General features: G+C 70.9%; 15 protein-coding genes and 1 pseudogene. 4 read left to right on the top strand and 12 right to left on the bottom strand.

The genetic code is table 11. From position 1 onward, the window contains the following. The first annotated feature begins 12 nt into the window (after positions 1 to 12). Positions 13 to 855: an isoprenyl transferase gene (locus AB5J87_RS23800; protein ID WP_369379106.1), complete on the top strand. Its 843-nt coding sequence runs from the start codon at positions 13 to 15 to the stop codon at positions 853 to 855. A gap of 56 nt (positions 856 to 911) precedes the next feature. Here the strand turns inward: AB5J87_RS23800 and AB5J87_RS23805 are convergent, their stop codons facing one another. Next, on the bottom strand, positions 912 to 1,583 hold the full coding sequence (locus AB5J87_RS23805; RefSeq protein WP_369379108.1) for a ScbR family autoregulator-binding transcription factor: 672 nt from the start codon (positions 1,581 to 1,583) through the stop codon (positions 912 to 914). A gap of 183 nt (positions 1,584 to 1,766) precedes the next feature. Between AB5J87_RS23805 and AB5J87_RS23810 the strand changes: the two genes are divergently transcribed. Together AB5J87_RS23810 and AB5J87_RS23815 are read left to right on the top strand one after the other, a co-directional pair. Beyond that, positions 1,767 to 2,681 (top strand): ScbA/BarX family gamma-butyrolactone biosynthesis protein, encoded by a 915-nt coding sequence (locus AB5J87_RS23810; protein WP_369383654.1) that lies wholly within the window; start codon positions 1,767 to 1,769, stop codon positions 2,679 to 2,681. Between the two features lie 25 nt (positions 2,682 to 2,706). Beyond that, a complete protein-coding gene (locus tag AB5J87_RS23815; RefSeq protein WP_369379109.1) occupies positions 2,707 to 3,552 on the top strand; it encodes an NAD(P)H-binding protein in 846 nt (281 codons plus the stop codon). Between the two features lie 105 nt (positions 3,553 to 3,657). Here AB5J87_RS23815 and AB5J87_RS23820 read toward each other — a convergent pair whose 3' ends face one another. The 10 genes and pseudogenes from AB5J87_RS23820 to AB5J87_RS23865 form a co-directional block, all read right to left on the bottom strand. Beyond that, on the bottom strand, positions 3,658 to 4,884 hold the full coding sequence (locus tag AB5J87_RS23820) for a cytochrome P450 (RefSeq protein WP_369379111.1): 1,227 nt from the start codon (positions 4,882 to 4,884) through the stop codon (positions 3,658 to 3,660). A 50-nt stretch (positions 4,885 to 4,934) separates the two neighbouring features. After that, entirely contained in the window at positions 4,935 to 5,618 is a 684-nt protein-coding gene (locus AB5J87_RS23825) for a sensor histidine kinase (RefSeq protein ID WP_369379112.1), read from the bottom strand. Between the two features lie 84 nt (positions 5,619 to 5,702). Then, positions 5,703 to 6,755 (bottom strand): 2-oxoacid:ferredoxin oxidoreductase subunit beta, encoded by a 1,053-nt coding sequence (locus AB5J87_RS23830; RefSeq protein WP_369383533.1) that lies wholly within the window; start codon positions 6,753 to 6,755, stop codon positions 5,703 to 5,705. A 37-nt stretch (positions 6,756 to 6,792) separates the two neighbouring features. Beyond that, positions 6,793 to 8,649, bottom strand: a complete 1,857-nt coding sequence (locus tag AB5J87_RS23835) for a 2-oxoacid:acceptor oxidoreductase subunit alpha (protein ID WP_369379113.1) — start codon at positions 8,647 to 8,649, stop codon at positions 6,793 to 6,795. Positions 8,650 to 8,660: 11 nt separating this feature from the next. Continuing rightward, positions 8,661 to 10,429, bottom strand: a pseudogene (locus tag AB5J87_RS23840) (biotin carboxylase N-terminal domain-containing protein). A gap of 490 nt (positions 10,430 to 10,919) precedes the next feature. Then, positions 10,920 to 11,555 (bottom strand): ScbR family autoregulator-binding transcription factor, encoded by a 636-nt coding sequence (locus tag AB5J87_RS23845; RefSeq protein WP_369379114.1) that lies wholly within the window; start codon positions 11,553 to 11,555, stop codon positions 10,920 to 10,922. 568 nt (positions 11,556 to 12,123) lie between these two features. Next, a complete protein-coding gene (locus AB5J87_RS23850; protein WP_369379116.1) occupies positions 12,124 to 12,546 on the bottom strand; it encodes a Fur family transcriptional regulator in 423 nt (140 codons plus the stop codon). 58 nt (positions 12,547 to 12,604) lie between these two features. Next, positions 12,605 to 13,498: a metal ABC transporter permease gene (locus AB5J87_RS23855; RefSeq protein ID WP_369379117.1), complete on the bottom strand. Its 894-nt coding sequence runs from the start codon at positions 13,496 to 13,498 to the stop codon at positions 12,605 to 12,607. A gap of 2 nt (positions 13,499 to 13,500) precedes the next feature. Beyond that, positions 13,501 to 14,259, bottom strand: a complete 759-nt coding sequence (locus AB5J87_RS23860; protein WP_369379118.1) for a metal ABC transporter ATP-binding protein — start codon at positions 14,257 to 14,259, stop codon at positions 13,501 to 13,503. A 41-nt stretch (positions 14,260 to 14,300) separates the two neighbouring features. After that, positions 14,301 to 15,257 carry a metal ABC transporter substrate-binding protein gene (locus AB5J87_RS23865; RefSeq protein ID WP_369379119.1) on the bottom strand — a complete coding sequence of 319 codons (957 nt, stop codon included), beginning with the start codon at positions 15,255 to 15,257 and terminating at the stop codon, positions 14,301 to 14,303. A gap of 168 nt (positions 15,258 to 15,425) precedes the next feature. On the opposite strand from AB5J87_RS23865, the gene AB5J87_RS23870 reads away from it, so the two are divergent. Further along, entirely contained in the window at positions 15,426 to 16,808 is a 1,383-nt protein-coding gene (locus AB5J87_RS23870; RefSeq protein ID WP_369379121.1) for a glycine--tRNA ligase, read from the top strand. A gap of 132 nt (positions 16,809 to 16,940) precedes the next feature. Here the strand turns inward: AB5J87_RS23870 and AB5J87_RS23875 are convergent, their stop codons facing one another. After that, on the bottom strand, positions 16,941 to 17,333 hold the full coding sequence (locus AB5J87_RS23875; protein WP_369379125.1) for an LPXTG cell wall anchor domain-containing protein: 393 nt from the start codon (positions 17,331 to 17,333) through the stop codon (positions 16,941 to 16,943). Positions 17,334 to 17,416 lie beyond the last annotated feature (83 nt).

Raw genomic sequence — 17,416 nt, forward strand, 5'->3', positions numbered from 1 at the left:
GAAGGACCCCACATGGCACGACGCGGAATCCTGGGCGGCCGGTCCCGGCGCGAGTACAAGACCCCCGAGCCGCACCCGTCGGGCGCCCGCCCGCCGAAGATCCCCGGCGAGCTGGTCCCCAAGCACGTGGCGGTCGTCATGGACGGCAACGGCCGCTGGGCCAAGGAGCGCGGCCTGCCCCGCACCGAGGGCCACAAGGTGGGCGCCGAGCGGGTCCTCGACGTGCTCCAGGGCGCGGTCGAGATGGGCGTCGGCGCCATCTCGCTGTACGCCTTCTCCACCGAGAACTGGAAGCGCTCGCCCGACGAGGTGCGCTTCCTGATGAACTTCAACCGCGACTTCATCCGCAAGACCCGCGACCAGCTCGACGAGCTGGGCATCCGGGTGCGCTGGGTGGGCCGGATGCCCAAGCTGTGGCGCTCGGTGGCCAAGGAGCTCCAGATCGCGCAGGAGCAGACCAAGGACAACGACCGGCTCACCCTGTACTTCTGCATGAACTACGGCGGCCGGGCGGAGATCGCGGACGCGGCGCAGGCGCTGGCCGAGGACGTGAAGGCGGGACGGCTGGACCCCTCGAAGGTCACCGAGAAGACCTTCGCCAAGTACCTGTACTACCCGGACATGCCGGACGTGGACCTGTTCCTGCGCCCCAGCGGCGAGCAGCGCACCTCCAACTACCTGCTCTGGCAGAGCGCCTACGCCGAGATGGTCTTCCAGGACGTGCTGTGGCCGGACTTCGACCGTCGTGACCTGTGGCGGGCCTGCCTGGAGTTCGCCCAGCGCGACCGCCGGTTCGGCGGGGCCCTCCCCAACGCCGTCATCCCGGGCCAGGAGGGCCCCGGAGCCGGCGTCTAGGGCGTGCGCATGGCCCCGGCGAGGGCGCCGGGGCGGGTGGGGCGGGGGCGGCCGGGTCAGACCCCGGCGCCCTCGCACACCGCGGTGGCGGCGGCCAGCTCCAGCTCGGCGGAGATACGGGAGCCGCGCCCCTCGTCGAAGTCCAGTGCGGCGAGCACCTGCGGCACGGCGATGCTGGCCATGATGTGCCGCTGCAGGACGGAGTGCCGGTGCGAGAGGTCCTGGTAGTCGCTGAGGATCTGCGACATCATCTGCAGCCCGGCGAACGAGCCGACGTAGAGCTCGGCGGTGTCGGAGATGACGACGTTGGGCAGCAGCTCGCCGCGCTCCTTGGCGATGGTGAGCAGGTCGACGTTCACCTCGCTCCAGTGCCGGAACGGCCCGGTGCGGTCGAGGCCGTACGCTTGCTGGTCGAGCGTGAGGCGGACGCTCGCCCGTACCAGATGGTCGGTACGGAGCCGGTGAGCCAGGACCGAGCCCGCGTCGATGAGCTCCTGGAGCTTGATCGGCTGCGGCGGGACCGCGGAGCTGGTCCCCTGCTCGTTCAGGACGCCGTGGGCGAGGGCCTCCTTGGACTGGAAGTGGAAGTAGAGCGCGCCCTTGGTGACGCCCGCCACTCGCAGGATGTCCGTGATGGTGGCGGCCTGGAAACCCTGCTTCTCGAAGACCATGGCCGCGGCCTCCAGGATCGCCCTCCTGGTCCGGATCGCCCGGTCCTGCTTCGCCACGCTGCCTCCTTGTGTTGCGCCAGAGTATCGACGCCATGAATGTTCGGGGCCGCCCGCCCCGCTCTTGAAAAAAACCGTCTAGTTTGTATCTTATCAGTGGGACGACAGGACTACGTGTCTTCGTACATGCCCCGGGGGGGAGCCATGCCCAGAACACCAGCAGTCTTGACCAGCGCTATACCCATATCCGGTACGGAACCGGTTAAGGGAGAGCGTACTTACGCCGTTTCGCCAGAACTTGTCCACCGTGCCAGGCCCGCCGACGCCTTCCCGTGCGGTTGGCGGCGGCGCGGCGAGGACACCTTCACGGTGACCGCGCTCTGGCCGCACGACCACGAGTTCTTCGAACCCGTGGCGGGCGACCTGCACGATCCGATGCTCGTCGTGGAGACGATGCGCCAGGCCGCGATGCTCATCGTGCACGCGGGCTACGAGGTCTCGCTCGACTCGCACTTCATGCTGACCGACCTCGCCTACCAGTTGTACACCGACCAGTTGGACGTCGGCGGCCAGTCCGCGCTCATCGACGTCGAGCTGGAGTTCTCCGAGCTGGAGCGGCGCGGCGGCCAGCTGTCGCGGCTGCGCGTCGACTGGGTGCTGCGCCGCCTGGGCCGGCTGGTCGCCACCGGCTCCGGCGCGGCCCGGGTCCTCAGCTCCGGCGTCTACCGGCGCCTGCGCGGCGACCGCGAGTTCCCCGGCACCGGGGGCTTCGTCCCGCAGCCCGTCCCCGCCGACCTCGCGGGCCGCTCCCGCGCCGCCGACGTGGTGCTCTCGGCCTGCCCGCAGGAGCGGGTGTGGCGGCTGCGCGTGGACACCGCGCACCCCACCCTCTTCCAGCGCGCCAACGACCACGTGCCGGGCATGCTGCTCCTGGAGGCGGCCCGCCAGGCGGCGAGCGCGGCCCTGGGACCCGGCCCGTTCGTCCCGCTCGCCGGTGACATAGCGTTCCACCGGTACGCGGAGTTCGACAGCCCGTGCTGGATCCAGGTGGCCGACGCGGCACCCGGCCCGGACGGCCGGACCGGCGTACAGGTCACCGGCCACCAGGAGGGCAGCCTGGTCTTCCTGGCCACCCTGTCGGCGCCGCACGGCGGTTGAGACCCGGAACGGAAGAGGGACCAGGGTGATCCTGCTGACCGGAGCGACCGGAACCGTGGGCGGCGCGCTCGCCCGGCTGCTCGCGGCCGACCACCCGCTGCGCATCCTGGCCAGGCGGCCCGAGCGCGTGGAGGTGACGGGCCCGGCGGTGGAGGTCGTGCCCGGCGCCTACGCCGACCGCGACAGCCTGGACCGGGCGCTGCGGGGCGTCCGGGCGGCGTTCCTGGTGACCGCCGACCCCGGCAAGCCGGACGACGCCCGGTTCGCGGCGGCGGCCCGCGACGCCGGGGTGCGCCACCTGGTCAAGCTGTCGGCGTTCGCCGTCACCGACCCGGCCGCCGACGACCTCATCACCCGCCGCCAGCGCGAGAACGAGAGCGCCGTACGGGAGGCCGGACCGGCCTGGACGATGCTGCGGCCCAGGGCGTTCATGACCAACACCCTGTCCTGGGCGCCCTCGGTCCGCGCCGACGGCGTGGTGCGGGCGCTCCACGGGCACGCGCCCAACGCGACCGTCGACCCGCGCGACATCGCGGCGGTGGCCGCCCGCGCGCTCACCGAACCGGGCGCGCACGAAGGCCGGGAGTACGCCCTGACGGGCCCCGCGCCCATCACGGCCGCCCAGCAGACCGAGTGCCTGGCCCGGGTGCTCGGCCGCCCGCTGCGCTTCGAGGAGCTCGGCCCCGAACGCGCCCGCGCCGCACTCCTGAAGCGCTACCCCGAGGCGGTGGCCGAGGCGCTGCTGCACAGCGCCGAGCGCCAGCGCGCCGGGGCCAAGAGCTCCGTCACGGACACCGTCCGCGAGGTCACCGGCCGCCCGGCCCGCTCCTACGAGGAGTGGGCCCGCGACCACGCGCACGCCTTCGCGTGAGCGCCTGAACCGCTCCCGTACGGGACCGGAACCGCGCCGAGAGCGCCACAGGGGCCCCGCCGACCACCGGCAGGGCCCCTGTTGCGCGTCCCGCAGGCGCGTGTCTCAGCCGCGCAGCAGGACCGGGAGCTCCTGGTGGCCGTTGGAGATGAACGACGGCAGCTGGGCCAAGCCCTCCTCGGGCGCCGCCAGCGCCAGGTCGGGGAAGCGCTCGAACAGCGCCGCCAGCGCCACCGTCGCCTCCATCCGGGCCAGCGGCGCGCCCAGGCAGAAGTGCACCCCGTGCCCGAACGCCAGGTGCTCGCGGCGCAGCGGGCGCGCCGGGTCGAAGACCTCCGCGTCCTCGTGCACCTCCGGGTCGCGCCCCGGCCCGGCCAGCGCGGCCAGGATCGGCTCGCCCCGGCGGATCAGCACCCCGCCCAGCTCCAGGTCCTCCACCGCGTACCGCAGCGGCACATGGGCGGCCGGCGGCTCCACCCGCAGGGTCTCCTCGACCACGTCCTCCCAGGCCACCTCGCCGCGCCGCACCCGGGCCAGCTCCTCGGGGTGGGTGAGCAGCAGGTGCGTGGCCTGGTCGATCAGGTTGACCACGGTCTCGAACCCCGCCGAGATCATCAGCAGCAGGGTGTCCACCAGCTCGACCTCGGTCAGACCGCTGCCGTCGTCCTCGTCGCGGGTGGCTATCAGACCGCTGGTCATGTCGTCGCCGGGGTTGGCGCGCTTGAAGGCGATGAACTCGTGGAGCGCCATGTACAGTTCGCGCCCGTTCGCCTCGGCCTCCTCGGCGGTCACCTCGGTGAGGAAGGTGATGTCGATCAGCCGGCACAGCCGGTCGCGGGCGCTCTCGGGGACGCCGAACAGCTCGCATATGACCTGCACCGGCAGCGGCCCGGCGAACGCCTTGCGCAGGTCCACCGGACGGTCCGCGGGGGCGTCCGCGAGCTTGTCCAGCAGATCGCCGACGATCTGCTCGATCGTCGGCCGCAGCGCCGCCGTCTGGCGCGCCGTGAACGCCCGGGAGGTCAGCTTGCGCAGTCTGCTGTGCTCCTCGCCGTACGCGGTGATCATGCTGCGCACCGATATCCAGATGGCCAGCGGCCAGGTGCGCGGGATCTCCCCGCTGATCCAGGCGGGCCAGTGCTGTTCGGCGTCCTTGGAGACGCGCGGGTCGGTCATCAGCTTCTTGACCAGCTCGGTGCTGGTGACCGACCAGGCGGCCACGCCGCCGGGCAGCTCGACCCGGGTGACCGGGCCCTGCTCGCGGATCCGGGCGATCTCGCCGTGGATGTCGGTCCCGGCGGTGTCGATGGTGATGGGGCAGTGCTGGGGCATGGGGGTGCTCCGAAAATGATGGGGACGGGCGGAGGGTCCGCCGCGCGGAATCACTGTGGGCGCAGCGGAAGTCGGACGTCGACGCGGGTGCCGACGCCTGGCTTGCTCTCGACGGTGAGACGGCCGCCGAGATCGTCGATCCGGTCGGCGCTCGCACGCAGGCCCGGACATCGGTGGCCGGGCAGAAGCAGCTGGTCGGCGTCGAATCCGAGACCGTCGTCGGTGACGGTGGCACTGGCCCAGCGGTCCTCGCAGCGTACGGCCACGGTCACATGATCCGCGTGCGCGTGGCGGAAACTGTTGCCCAAAGCTTCCCGCACGGCGAGCAGGAGTTCGCGCCGGCAGATGTCCGGAAGGAGCCGTTCGTCACCGCTCGCCGAGAGCCGTACGTCGAGGCCCGCGGGCGCCCCCGCCGCGGTGAACGCGCGCAGGGAGCCGAGGAGGGAGGGCAGCGCGGTGGCGCGGACGGGGCCGCCCGAGAGGTGCCCGGAGATGTCCATGGCCTGCCGCAGCGCCCGGCGCGCGGCGGCCAGGTGCGGGCTTCCGCCGGACTCCGCCGTGTGCCGCGCCACGAGGTCGGCCGCGGCGGCCAGTGCGGAGCCCAGCTCGTCGTGGAGCGAGCGCGCGCGGGGGCGGGGGGAACGGTCGGGTCCCCGCGCCCCGGGGCGCGCCGCCCCGAGGCGTGACGGTCCCGTCGGACCACCGCTCACGACGGAGTCCAGCCCTGTGCTCATGCGTCCCCCCATTGCTCGGACGGGAGGACATTAACAAACCGGATACCCGGTTTAACGATGGGGGGTGCTTCGCGCGTCCCGCCGCTATCCGACCACGGTCCAGGTGTCGTTGCCGGTGAGGAGTGTGGTCAGGTCGCCTTTGCCGTGTTGTTCGATGGCGGTGTCGAGTTGGTTGGCCATGAGGGTGTCGTAGACGGGGCGTTGGGTGTTGCGGAGGATGCCGATGGGGGTGTGGTGGAGGGTGTTGGGGTCGGCGAGGCGGGTGAGGGCGAAGGCGGTGGTGGGGGTGGGGGCGTGGGCGTCGTGGATGAGGATGTCGGCCTGGTTGTCGGGGGTCACTGTGACGATTTCGAGGTCGCCGGTGTGGGGGTTGCGGGTGACGCCTTGGTTGTTGTCGGTGCCGAAGAGGATGGGGTGGCCGTGTTCGAGGCGGATGACGGCTTCTTCGGTGTGGTTTTTGAGGGTGGCGAAGGCGTCGTCGTTGTAGATGTTGCAGTTCTGGTAGATCTCGATGAGGGCGGTGCCGGGGTGGTGGGCTGCGGCGCGGAGGGTGTCGGTGAGGTGTTTGCGGTCGGAGTCGATGGTGCGGGCGATGAAGGTGGCTTCGGCTCCGAGGGCGAGGGAGAGGGGGTTGAAGGGGGCGTCGAGGGAGCCCATGGGGGTGGATTTGGTGATTTTGCCGAGTTCGCTGGTGGGGGAGTACTGGCCTTTGGTGAGGCCGTAGATGCGGTTGTTGAAGAGGAGGATTTTGAGGTTGACGTTGCGGCGGAGGGCGTGGATGAGGTGGTTGCCGCCGATGGAGAGGGCGTCGCCGTCGCCGGTGACGACCCAGACGGAGAGGTCGCGGCGGCTGGTGGCGAGGCCGGTGGCGATGGCGGGGGCGCGTCCGTGGATGGAGTGCATGCCGTAGGTGTTCATGTAGTAGGGGAAGCGGCTGGAGCAGCCGATCCCGGAGACGAACACGATGTTCTCTTTGGCGAGGCCGAGTTCGGGCATGAAGCCCTGGACGGCGGCGAGGACGGCGTAGTCGCCGCAGCCGGGGCACCAGCGGACTTCCTGGTCGGACTTGAAGTCCTTCATCGACTGCCGTGCCTCGGCCCGGGGCACCAGCTGGAGCAGGTCCGAGGCATCAGCCACCCCACTCACCCCGGTTACCTCGGTGAGATCGGTCGTGTCAGTCATGGATGACCTCTTTCACGGCGGTGGCGAGCTGTTCGGCTTTGAACGGCATGCCGTTGACCTGGGTGTGGGAGTGCGTGTCGATGAGGTATTTCGCGCGGATGAGGGTGGCGAGCTGGCCGAGGTTCATCTCCGGCACGATCACTTTGCGGTAGCGGGCGAGGATGGTGCCGAGGTTGGCGGGGAAGGGGTTGAGGTGGCGTAGGTGGGCCTGGGCGATGGGGATGCTGTCGCGGCGCAGGCGGCGGACGGCGGCGGTGATGGGGCCGTAGGTGGAGCCCCAGCCGATGACGAGGGTGTCCGCGTGGTCGGGGTCGTCGACGGTGAGGTCGTCGATGGTGATGCCGTCGATTTTGGCCTGGCGGGTGCGGACCATGTGTTCGTGGTTGGCGGGGTCGTAGGAGATGTTGCCGCTGCCGTCCTGTTTCTCGATCCCGCCGATGCGGTGTTCCAGGCCGGGGGTGCCGGGCACGGCCCAGGGGCGGGCCAGGGTGCGGGGGTCGCGCTGGTAGGGCCAGAAGACCTCGCTGCCGTCGGGCAGGGTGTGGTTGGGGCCGGTGGCGAACTGGACGCGCAGGTCGGGGAGTTCGTCGGCGTCGGGGATGCGCCAGGGCTCGGAGCCGTTGGCGAGGTAGCCGTCGGAGAGCAGGAAGACGGGTGTGCGGTAGGCCAGGGCGATGCGGGCGGCCTCGATCGCCGCGTCGAAGCAGTCGGCGGCGGTCCGGGCGGCGACGACGGGCACGGGCGCCTCGCCGTTGCGGCCGTACATGGCCTGCAGGAGGTCGGCCTGCTCGGTTTTGGTGGGCAGGCCGGTGGAGGGGCCGCCGCGCTGGATGTCCACGATCAGCAGCGGCAGTTCCAGGGACACGGCAAGGCCGATCGTCTCCGACTTGAGGGCGACGCCGGGCCCGGAGGTGGTGGTCACCCCCAGCGCCCCGCCGAAGGCGGCCCCCAGGGCCGCGCCGATGCCGGCGATCTCGTCCTCGGCCTGGAAGGTGCGCACGCCGAAGTTCTTGTGCCGGGAGAGTTCGTGGAGGATGTCGGAGGCGGGAGTGATGGGGTAGGAGCCGAGGTAGAGGGGGAGGTCGGCCTGGCGGGCGGCGGTGATCAGGCCGTAGGCCAGGGCGAGGTTCCCGGAGATGTTGCGGTAGGTGCCGGGCGCGAACGCGTGGGTGGCGGGCGCGACCTCGTAGGAGACGGCGAAGTCCTCGGTGGTCTCCCCGAAGTTCCAGCCCGCCCGGAACGCCGTCACGTTCGCCTCGGCGATCTGCGGCTTCGCGGCGAACTTGCGGCGCAGGAACGCCTCGGTCGCCTCGGTGGGACGGTGATACATCCACGACAGCAGGCCCAGCGCGAACATGTTCTTGGAGCGTTCGGCTTCCTTGCGGGTCAGCTCGAACGGCTTGAGCGCCTCCACCGTCAGCGTGGTCAGGGGCACGGGGTGGACGCGGTAGGCGTCCAGGGTGCCGTCCTCCAGCGGGCTCGTGGCATAGCCGACCTTGGCCATGGGACGTTTGGTGAACTCGTCGGTGTTCACGATGATGTCCGCGCCGCGCGGCACGTCCGCCAGATTGGCCTTCAAAGCGGCGGGGTTCATCGCGACCAGGACATCGGGGGCGTCGCCCGGGGTGAGGATGTCGTGGTCGGCGAAGTGGAGCTGGAAGCTGGAGACACCGGGCAGGGTCCCGGCCGGGGCCCGGATCTCGGCGGGGAAGTTCGGCAGGGTCGACAGGTCGTTCCCGAACGACGCGGTCTCCGAGGTGAACCGGTCCCCCGTCAACTGCATCCCGTCCCCCGAATCACCCGCGAAACGGATGATCACCCGATCCAGACGCTTGACTTCCTTCAGCATCGAGAGACTCCTCAGCCCTTGATCTCGCAGATGGTGGCACCGGACGTGACGGACGCGCCCACCGCGGCGGCGAGGTCCTTGACGGTGCCGGAGCGGTGGGCGTTGAGGGGCTGTTCCATCTTCATGGCTTCGAGGACGACGATGAGGTCGCCTTCCTTGACCTCTTGGCCCTCTTCGACGGCGACCTTGACGATCGTGCCCTGCATGGGGGAGGCCAGGGTGTCGCCGGACGCCGCCGACCCCGCCTTCTTGGTCGCCCGGCGCTTCGGCTTCGCACCGGCGGCCAGGCCCGTGCGGGCCAGCGACATGCCGAGGGAGGAGGGCAGGGAGACTTCGAGGCGCTTGCCGCCGACCTCGACCACGACCGTCTCGCGACCGGCCTCCTCGTCCGCCTCGGCGTCGGCCGGGGCGGCGAAGGGCTTGATCTCGTTGGCGAATTCGGTTTCGATCCAGCGGGTGTGGACGGTGAAGGGGTCGTGGCTGCCGGTGAGTTCGGGGGCGAAGGCGGGGTCCTTGACGACGGCGCGGTGGAAGGGGATGGCGGTGGCCATGCCTTCGACGGTGAACTCTTCCAGGGCGCGGGCGGCGCGTTGGAGGGCCTGTTCGCGGGTGGCGCCGGTGACGATGAGTTTGGCGAGGAGGGAGTCCCAGGCGGGGCCGATGACGCTGCCGGATTCGACGCCGGCGTCGAGGCGGACGCCGGGGCCGGTGGGCGGGGTGAAGGTGGTCACGGTGCCGGGGGCGGGCAGGAAGTTGCGGCCGGGGTCTTCGCCGTTGATGCGGAACTCGAAGGAGTGGCCGCGCAGGGCGGGGTCGTCGTAGCCGAGGGCTTCGCCGTCGGCGATGCGGAACATCTCGCGTACGAGGTCGATGCCGGCGACTTCTTCGGTGACGGGGTGTTCGACCTGGAGGCGGGTGTTGACTTCGAGGAAGGAGATGGTGCCGTCCTGGCCGACGAGGAATTCGACGGTGCCGGCGCCGACGTAGCCGGCTTCCTTGAGGATGGCTTTGGAGGAGGTGTAGAGCTCGGTGACCTGCTCGGGGGTGAGGAAGGGGGCGGGGGCTTCCTCGACGAGTTTTTGGTGGCGGCGCTGGAGGGAGCAGTCGCGGGTGGAGACGACGACGACGTTGCCGTGGGTGTCGGCCAGGCACTGGGTCTCGACGTGGCGGGGCTTGTCGAGGTAGCGCTCGACGAAGCATTCGCCGCGGCCGAACGCGGCGACGGCCTCGCGGACGGCGGACTCGTAGAGTTCGGGGACTTCTTCGAGGGTGCGGGCGACTTTGAGGCCGCGTCCGCCGCCGCCGAAGGCGGCTTTGATGGCGATGGGCAGGCCGTGTTCTGCGGCGAAGGCGACGACTTCGTCGGCGCGGCGACGGGGTCGGGGGTGCCGGCGACGGGGGCAGCCGGCGCGCTGGGCGATGTGGCGGGCGGCGACCTTGTCGCCGAGGTCGCGGATGGCGTGGGGCGGGGGGCCGATCCAGGTGAGGCGGCGTCGAGGACGGCCTGGGCGAATTCGGCGTTCTCGGAGAGGAAGCCGTAGCCGGGGTGGATGGCGTCGGCGCCGGAGTCGGCGGCGGCCTGGAGGACTTTGGTGATGTCCAGGTAGCTGGCGGCCGGGGTGTCACCGCCCAGGGCGAATGCCTCGTCGGCCGCGCGGACGTGCAGAGCGTCCCGGTCCGGGTCGGCGTAGACGGCTACGCTCGCGATCCCGGCATCCCGGCAGGCTCGGGCAACGCGGACAGCGATTTCGCCACGGTTGGCGATGAGCACCTTGCGCACGACGACGGCTCCTCAACTTGCGGGTGCTGATTCGGAAAGATCGAGAACGGAACACCGTGAGGGTTTGTACAGTCCCACCCTCGAAGCATCCTGGAGGGAACGTATCCGGCGTTACTCCGCAGTTGTCCACCGTCTCGTCCGCCGTGTCGCGCCCCAAGCGCCGTACGGGGTACGGGAATCGGGGTCCCGCCGCAGGTCGGGAGGGCTGTCTGTGGATTCCCGGTAACTCCTTTGCAGATTCTCTGTGCTTCGTCTGACGTTCCTCTGTGGTTGTTCTCGGGCGAGGAATTCCGGATTCTTTCCCGGACGTGCGTCAGAATTAGGCGAATTCCCCGTTCCGGCCCGTGCGGAGCCCGTACGAAGGGCGAAGCCGGTACCGGCGCACGCCGGTGCGGGCCCGGACCCCCGGCACGCGAGCAGGGGTGGACCCGTGTCCCGCCCCCCGGCGGGACACGAATCCACCCCTGCTCGCGTCCGTCCCGCAGGCCGCCTACGGCATGGCGGCGGCCAGCCCCGGGCTGCCCTCCGGCTTGAGGGCGCCCAGGACGTCCGCGCGGGCGAGCCGGGGCAGCAGCAGCCGCCAGAACTTGCCGAACATCTGCCGCGAGGACCAGCGCGGGTGGCTGCGGCCCATGGCCTCGAAGCCGACGGTCGTCGCCGCGATGACCGCCTTGGCGTCCTCGACGGCGACGCCCTCGGCGAGCGCGCCCTCGGCCGCCGCGCCGGCCAGCACCTCGCCGACCCAGTCGGCCCAGTACTGGCGCAGGTCCATGGTGCCCTTCCAGGTGGCGTCGCCGCTCAGCCCGAATCCGGCCCGCAGGATGACGTCGTCGTTGAGGCGGAAGGCCAGGGTGTGGGAGGTGTCGACGAGCACCTGGAGGGCCCGTCCGTGCCCGGCCTCGCGCGGTGCGGCGATCTGCCGGAGCGACGCCATGGCGTGCTCTCCGACGGCCTCGGCCAGGGCGTTCTTGCTCACGAAGTGGAAGTGGAGGGCGCCGTTGCTGACGCCTGCCCGGGTGCTGATCGTGGTGAGGGCGGAGGGCGCGAAGCCGTCCGCGTCGAACACCTCGGCCGCCGCGACGATCAGGGTCTGGCGCGTCCGCTCCGCTCGCTGCTGCTTGCTCATGGTGTCACTCCGTTGTCACACAGAAGAGGGGTGGCTCTGGAGGAAGGGAGCCAGGAAGGAGATTGTATAGAAACCAACCCGACGGTTTCTTTAGTCCGGGTCGAGAGTGACCCAAAGATGCCATTCGGCCCCGGCCGTGGACCGGCGGATACGCGCCCGACCGTACGGGTGGGGAAGGGTCGGGCAGTGCACCGCGAGGCCGGAACTTCCGCAGGTCAAAAGGGATTTGCTGACCAGGGCGGACGAGGGGGGACCGTCGTGATTCGGCCCCGCCTGGTGCTCCTGGGGCGGGTGGGGCGATCGTGGGCCGCTCGTCCACCGACTGGAATCAGCCGTTCCCGGCGGCGGGAAACCGCTATGGGCGGCTCGGCTAACCGACCGGGGGCCCCGCATGTTTGCCCGGGCGCCCCGCGCGTACGGCGTGCCGCACCCGTGCGTACGGCGTGCCGCACCCGTGCGTACGGCGTGCTGAACCCGCGCGTACGGCATGCCGAAGAGGCGGGGGCGGGACCGTTGCCGGTCCGCGCCCCCGCCTCTCGGTGAAGGGGTTCCTACGGGAAGGGGGTTCCTACTTCTCCGTGCCCGTGGCCGCGCACTCCGCGCAGGTGCCGAAGATCTCGACGGTGTGCGCCACGTTCACGAAGCCGTGCTGCTCCGCGATCGACTCCGCCCACTTCTCCACCGCGGGGCCCTCGACCTCCACGGCCTTGCCGCACATCCGGCAGACCAGATGGTGGTGGTGGTCGCCCGAGGAGCAGCGGCGGTAGACCGCCTCGCCGTCGCTGGTGCGCAGCACGTCGACCTCACCGGCGTCGGCGAGCGACTGCAGGGTGCGGTAGACGGTGGTGAGCCCCACCGAGTCGCCGCGGTGCTTGAGCATGTCGTGCAGCTCCTGCGCGCTGCGGAACTCGTCCACCTGGTCGAGGGCCGCCGCCACGGCGGCCCGCTGCTTGGTCGACCGGCCGCGTACGGGTGGTCCAGCCGTCGCCACAGGTGCCTCCCTTTACCGTCGCCCGCTCACGTCGTCGGGCCATTCTGCCAGGTCGGGGTCAGACCGTGGCCTCGTCGGCGGTGGTCCGCGCCCCGGGTACCTCCAGGGTGCACTGCTGCGCGGCGGTTTCGGCCAGCCGTGCTCGCCTTCGCGCCAAAGGTGCGGCGAGCGCGGTCAGGGCGATGAACGCGCCGATGGCGAGCAGCACGATCGTGGCGCCCGGCGGCACGTCCTGGTAGTACGACGTGACCGTGCCCGCCAGGGTGACGGTGGTGCCGATGGCCACCGCGAGGACGAACGTCACCGCGAAGGAGCGCGAGATCTGCTGCGCCGCCGCCACCGGAACCACCATCAGCGCGCTGACCAGCAGCAGTCCGACGGCCCGCATGGCGACCGTGACGGTGATCGCGGCGGTCACCGCGATCAGCAGGTTCAGGGCGCGCACCGGCAGCCCGGTGACCCGGGCGAACTCCTCGTCCTGGCTCACCGCGAACAGCTGCCGCCGCAGCCCCACGGTGACGAGCACCACGAAGCCCGCGAGCAGGCAGATCGAGGTGACGTCCGAGTCGGAGACGGTGGAGAGCGAGCCGAACAGGTACGAGGAGAGGTTGGCGTTGGAGCCGGTGTCCGAGAGGTTCACCAGCAGCACGCCGCCCGCCATGCCGCCGTAGAAGAGCATGGCGAGCGCGATGTCGCCGCGCGTCTTGCCGTACGCCCGGATCAGCTCCATCGTCACGGCGCCGACCACCGAGACGAGCGTGGCCATCCACACCGGGCTGCTGTTGAGCAGGAAGCCGAGGCCCACGCCGGTCATCGCGACATGGCCGATGCCGTCGCCCATCAGCGCCTGGCGGCGCTGGACCAGGTAGATGCCGACGGCGGGCGCGGTGATGCCGACGAGGACGGCCGCGATGAGTGCCCGCTGCATGAAGGCGGTCTGGAGGATTTCCATGATCAGGTCAGCAGTCCTGTGCGGATCGGCTCGGCGGCCGAGTGGGGGTGGACGTGGTCGTGGCCGGGCAGGGCGTGCTGGCCGGTGGCCTTGGGCGGCGGGCCGTCGTGGGTGACGCAGCCGTCGCGCAGCACCACCGCGCGGTCGATCAGGGGCTCCAGCGGGCCGAGCTCGTGCAGGACGAGCAGGACGGTCGCACCGCCCGCCACCTGCTCGCGCAGGGTCTCGGCGAGGATCTCCTGGCTGGCCAGGTCGACGCCCGCCATCGGCTCGTCCATGATCAGCAGCTCGGGCTCGGAGGCGAGCGCGCGGGCGATCAGGACCCGCTGGTGCTGGCCGCCGGAGAGCGCGTTGACCGAATCCCTGGCGCGGTCGGCTAGGCCGACGAGCTCGATGGCCCGGCGCACGGCCGCGCGGTCCGCCTTGGAGAGGAGCCCCAGCCTGCTGCGGGAGAGCCGGCCGGAGGCGACGACCTCGCGGATGGTGGCGGGCACGCCACCGGCCGCGGTGGTCCGCTGCGGCACGTAGCCGACGCGCGCCCACTCCCGGAAGCGCTTCAGCTCCGTACCGAACAGCTCGACGCGGCCCCCGGTCAGCGGCACCTGGCCGATGACCGAGCGGACGGCGGTGGACTTGCCGGAGCCGTTGGCGCCGAGCAGGGCGACGACCTCGCCGCGCCGCACGGTCAGGTCGACGCCGCGCAGGACGGGACGCGAGCCGAGGGTGGCCGTGGCCCCGGTCAGGGATATGACGGGTTCCATCGCAGATGCCTCCGATGCGCCGGATGCGGACTGGGGATCGCTCACTTCGCACCGAGCGCCTTCTGGAGCGCGGTGAGGTTGGACTCCATCACCTGGAGGTAGTCGGCGCCCTTGGACTTGTCGGTGATGCCTTCCAGCGGGTCCAGGACGTCGGTCCTGAGACCGGTGTCCCCGGCGAGGGTCCGGGCGGTCTTGTCGCTGGCCAGGGTCTCGAAGAAGACCGTGTTGACGTGGTCCTTCTTCGCGATGGACTGGAGCTCGCGGACCCGGGCCGGGCTCGGCTCGGCCTCGGGGTCGATGCCCGCGATGCCCTCCTGGACCAGGCCGTACCGCTCGGCGAGGTAGCCGAAGGCGGAGTGGGTGGTGATGAAGGTCCTGGTCGCGGTGGTCTTCAGACCCGCCGCGAACTTCTCGTTCAGCGTCCCGAGGTTCTTGACCACGGTCGCGGTGTTCTTCTCGTAGTCGGCCGCGTGCCCGGGGTCGGCCTTGGCGAGCGCCTTGCCGACGCCCTTGGCGACCTCGGCGTACTTGACCGGGTCCAGCCACACGTGCGGGTCGGCGCCTGCCTCGCTGTCGCCGTGGTGCTCCTCGCCCTCGTGGTCGTGGCCGACCTCGGTGCCGTGGTCCTCCAGGGCGGTCAGGGTGGCCGCGTCGACGGTGTGCTTGGCGCCGGACTGGGCGACGGCCTTGTCCACGGCGGGCTGGATGCCCTTGAGGTAGACGACCAGGTCGGCCTCGCCGAGGGAGGCGGTCTGGCGGGGGCTGAGCTCCAGGTCGTGCGGCTCGACGCCCGGCTTGGTGAGGTTGCGGACCGCGACGTGGTCGCCGCCGATCCGCTCGGCCAGGTACTGCATCGGGTAGAACGACGCCACCACGTCCAGCTTGCCGTCCTTGTGGGCCGCGGCGGACGAGGAGCCCGAGCAGGCGGTGAGGGTGCTCAGGCCGAGTACGGCGGCGGTGGACAGGACGGCGGCGGGTATGAGGCGTCGTACGTTCATGACAGTCATTTTCAACAAAAGTGGAAACGATTGTCAACAAGCCCGGTCCCGGGACCCCCTCCGGGCGGTGCGGGGATGCCGGGCGGGATACCGATTTGATCCGGGGGTGGAGGCCGCCGCTAATCTGAGGCATTCGCCGTTCGTCGTCGTCGTAATGAAGAGAGCAACGTGGCCGCCGACAAGATCGACACCATCGTCAACCTGAGCAAGCGCCGTGGCTTCGTCTACCCCTGCAGCGAGATCTACGGTGGTCAGCGTGCCGCCTGGGACTACGGGCCGCTGGGTGTCGAGCTGAAGGAGAACCTCAAGCGCCAGTGGTGGCGTTACATGGTCACCGCGCGCGAGGACGTCGTCGGTATCGACTCGTCGGTGATCCTGGCCACCGAGGTCTGGGAGGCATCCGGCCACGTCGCCACCTTCACCGACCCGCTCACCGAGTGCACCTCCTGCCACAAGCGGTTCCGCGCGGACCACCTGATCGAGGCGTACGAGGAGAAGCACGGCAAGGAGCCGGCGAACGGTCTCGCCGACCTCAACTGCCCCAACTGCGGCAACAAGGGAACCTTCACCGAGCCCAAGAACTTCTCGGGCCTGCTCGCCACCCACCTCGGCCCGACCCAGGACAGCGGCTCCGTCGCCTACCTGCGCCCGGAGACCGCGCAGGGCATCTTCACCAACTTCGCCCAGGTCCAGCTGACCTCGCGCAAGAAGCCGCCGTTCGGCATCGCGCAGATGGGCAAGTCCTTCCGCAACGAGATCACGCCCGGCAACTTCATCTTCCGCACCCGCGAGTTCGAGCAGATGGAGATGGAGTTCTTCGTCAAGCCGGGCGAGGACGAGAAGTGGCAGGAGTACTGGATGCAGGAGCGCTGGAACTGGTACACCGGCCTCGGCCTGCGCGAGGAGAACATGCGCTGGTACGAGCACCCGAAGGAGAAGCTCTCCCACTACTCCAAGCGCACCGCCGACATCGAGTACCGCTTCCAGTTCGGCGGCAGCGAGTGGGGCGAGCTGGAGGGCGTCGCCAACCGCACCGACTACGACCTCTCGGCGCACGCCAAGGCTTCCGGCAGCGACCTGTCGTACTTCGACCAGGAGGCCGGTGAGCGCTGGACCCCGTACGTCATCGAGCCCGCCGCCGGTGTCGGCCGCTCCATGCTCGCCTTCCTCCTCGACGCCTACAGCGAGGACGAGGCGCCGAACGCCAAGGGCGTCATGGAGAAGCGCGCCGTGATGCGCCTCGACCCCCGCCTGGCGCCGGTCAAGGTCGCGGTCCTGCCGCTCTCGCGCAACCCGCAGCTCTCCCCGAAGGCCAAGGGCCTGGCGGCCGACCTGCGGCAGAACTGGAACATCGAGTTCGACGACGCGGGCGCCATCGGCCGCCGCTACCGTCGCCAGGACGAGATCGGCACGCCGTTCTGCGTCACCGTCGACTTCGACACCCTCGACGACAACGCGGTGACCGTGCGCGAGCGGGACACGATGTCCCAGGAGCGCGTCTCCCTGGACCAGATCCAGTCCTACCTGGGCAGCCGACTGCTGGGCTGCTGACCCTCCGGTCCGCCCGCGGGCCGCGGAGGAGCGCCCCCGCGCCTCCCCGCGGACCGCGCCGCACGTGGCTGAGCCCCGTACCGCCCGTCAGGCGGTACGGGGCTCGGCTCTTGCCCCCCCCGGGGCCGTGGGTCAGGCGGCCCGCCGCACCGCCACCACCGCGCACCCCACCGCCAGCGGCAGCTCCGCGCACACGGCCAGCACGAGGGCCGTCGTCAGCTCGGGACCCGGCGCCGACGTCGTGACGTCGAACCACGCGTCCATCAGGAGCAGCGCCCCCGTCGCCGCGGCGAGCGGCGACACCCGCGGGTCCCGGCGCCGCAGCAGCGTCCCGGTCCCCACCAGCCCCACGGCCAGCGCCGCGTCCAGACCCACCCACGCCGTGGCCCAGTTCGAGACCTCCGCCGTCTGCGGCAGGGTCCTCGTCAGCACGGCCATCCACGGCACCAGCGCGATCCCGGCGCCCGCCAGCAGGGTCGCCAGCCGCGGCCTGCGGATCCGGATCTGCGGGGCGACGAGAGTCATGGGGGCGGGTCTCCTTCCGGCCGGAGGGCGTTCCCCCGGGCACGACGACAAGACTGGCCCGCCGAGCCGTGGGAATCAGTAGC

The organism is Streptomyces sp. cg36, assembly GCF_041080675.1.
Lineage (GTDB): Bacteria > Actinomycetota > Actinomycetes > Streptomycetales > Streptomycetaceae > Streptomyces.